The sequence below is a fragment of the Streptomyces sp. 8L genome (genome assembly GCF_020176795.1).
GTDB lineage: Bacteria > Actinomycetota > Actinomycetes > Streptomycetales > Streptomycetaceae > Streptomyces.
In genome coordinates this window covers 1-1,310 of record NZ_JAIUKE010000205.1, presented here as the reverse complement: position 1 = coordinate 1,310, position 1,310 = coordinate 1, and the positions used below count along the sequence as shown (strand labels likewise).

The 1,310-nt window shown below is 78.8% G+C and carries 2 protein-coding genes; both read left to right on the top strand.

Annotated elements, in window-relative coordinates; all coding sequences use genetic code 11:
* The first annotated feature begins 353 nt into the window (after nucleotides 1–353).
* Nucleotides 354–644, top strand: a complete 291-nt coding sequence (locus tag LCE31_RS18430; protein ID WP_225015510.1) for an HGxxPAAW family protein — start codon at nucleotides 354–356, stop codon at nucleotides 642–644.
* Between the two features lie 98 nt (nucleotides 645–742).
* Nucleotides 743–1,168, top strand: coding sequence for a DUF2752 domain-containing protein (locus LCE31_RS18425; protein WP_225015509.1), 426 nt, complete (start codon nucleotides 743–745; stop codon nucleotides 1,166–1,168).
* Nucleotides 1,169–1,310: the final 142 nt, after the last annotated feature.

The following is a 1,310-nucleotide window of genomic DNA, read 5'->3' as shown; positions in this document are numbered from 1 at the left end:
AAGGACGCCGGGCGGACCCCGCTCCGGCCGCCTGCCGAGCGGTGCGGTACGCCCGCCGGCGGCGTCCCGAGGCCGGACCCCGCGGTCGTGCCGCCGCCGGGCGCGGGCGGGGGCGGCGCCCCCCCGGCACCGGGCCGCCCCGCGCCCTCTGCCCGTACCGCCGGGACGTGCGGGTCCCCGAGACGACCCCCCTCGCGCGTCACCGGCCGTGCGTGCGGGACAATGTCGGGTGAGCATCGGGAGAGCGGGGGGCCCGAGCGCCCGGCACCACCGCGAGGCGACCACCTCGCGCACACCCCCCGCGCCACGAACAAGCGCCCACGACACAGCGCCACAGCAACGAGGAGCAACTCATGGCGGGCACGAGCCACGGACACACGCCGGCGGCCTGGACCGGCGTCATCATTTCCTTCGTCGGCTTCTGCGCCGGCGGGGTCTTCATGGTGGGCGACAGCCCGGTCGGCTTCTGGGCCAGCATGGGCGTCGTCATCCTCGGCCTCGTCGTCGGCGTGATCATGCGTCTGATGGGCCTCGGCATGCCGAAGGAGTCCGCCGAGATGCGCGAGGCGCGCGAAGCGGCCGGCCGCGCCCAGGTCACTGCCCGCACGCCCGCCGCTGAGACGCAGCAGCACGCCAGGGCCTGACGGCCTCACCGCCCCCTCGGGGGCGCGCACGAACGACCCCGGCCGCCACGGGTGGCCCGGCGGGACCCGCGACGCGACGACGGGACGGTGAGGACGCCATGGCGGCTCCGGTGACGCGGACACCCGCACGGCCGGCCCGGCGGCTGGCCACGCCGCTCGGCCTCCTCGCCGGGGCGGCGGCGGCCTTCACGTACGTGGGCCTCGTGAACCCCAACCACCCCGGCCACTACCCCGTCTGCCCCCTGTACGCGCTCACCGGCGTCTACTGCCCGGGCTGCGGGGGCCTGCGGTGCGCGCACGCCGTCGCCACCGGCGACCTCGCGACGGCGCTGCACGACAACGCGCTCGCCGTCGCGGGCTTCGCCGTCTGCGCCGTCCTGTGGGTGCGCTGGGTGTGGCGGGTGAGCACGGGCCGCCCCGCCGGGATCGGGGTCGGCGCCCACTGGGGGTGGATCGTCGGAGGGCTCGCCGTGGCCTTCACCGTGGTCAGGAACCTGCCCTTCGGCGCGATGCTCGCCCCCTGAGCCGTACGTGAGCCGCACGTGAACCGCACGTGAGCGGCGGGGGGCCCCCCCCCCCCCCCCCCCCCCCCCGGGGGGGGCGCCGCGCCCCCCCCCCCCCCCCCCCCGCCCCCCCGCCCGCCCCCGCCCCCCCCCCCCCCCCCCA

Bases quoted from the DNA above. Each gene is read 5' to 3' on its own strand.
- LCE31_RS18430 (WP_225015510.1), top strand. From the start codon at position 354: ATGGCGGGCACGAGCCACGGACACACGCCGGCGGCCTGGACCGGCGTC.
- LCE31_RS18425 (WP_225015509.1), top strand. From the start codon at position 743: ATGGCGGCTCCGGTGACGCGGACACCCGCACGGCCGGCCCGGCGGCTG.